At 41.5% G+C, this 393-nt stretch carries 1 protein-coding gene; it reads left to right on the plus strand.

The window, feature by feature from the left end; translation table 11 throughout:
• The coding region (locus tag N477_RS26240; RefSeq protein WP_196760562.1) for a hypothetical protein at window positions 1-230 on the plus strand (230 nt) is incomplete at its 5' end.
• Window positions 231-393 lie beyond the last annotated feature (163 nt).

Below are 393 nucleotides of genomic sequence, written 5' to 3' on the forward strand. Positions count from 1 at the left end.
CTGAGCCTGCACCTGTTGCTGTAACTCTGAGCCGTATTCGTTATAGCAATACATCTGCTTCACCAATGACTAAGGCAAGCTCTTCTGAAGCTTTATCAGATGTAGCATTACCTCAGGCAATGCCAGATGAACTTAGAGCTGTAATTAAGTCAAGTGGCCTTGGAGTTGGTTCCAAATCACCAACGGCACGTGCAAGTGCCGAAATGGCCTCACCACAAGCTGTTGAATAACAACTAGTAACTCTTTTAAAAGTTAAAAAACCAGTCTTTATGACTGGTTTTTTTTATTCTAAAGTACCCAATTTAACTCAACTAACACTGTGCTTGTATAATGTTAGCGTTAATCCATAGAGACTACCGGAGCATCCTTTTTAGGTCAGGTCAGGTCAGGTCA

The sequence above is a fragment of the Pseudoalteromonas luteoviolacea H33-S genome (genome assembly GCF_001625695.1).
Lineage (GTDB): Bacteria > Pseudomonadota > Gammaproteobacteria > Enterobacterales > Alteromonadaceae > Pseudoalteromonas > Pseudoalteromonas luteoviolacea_B.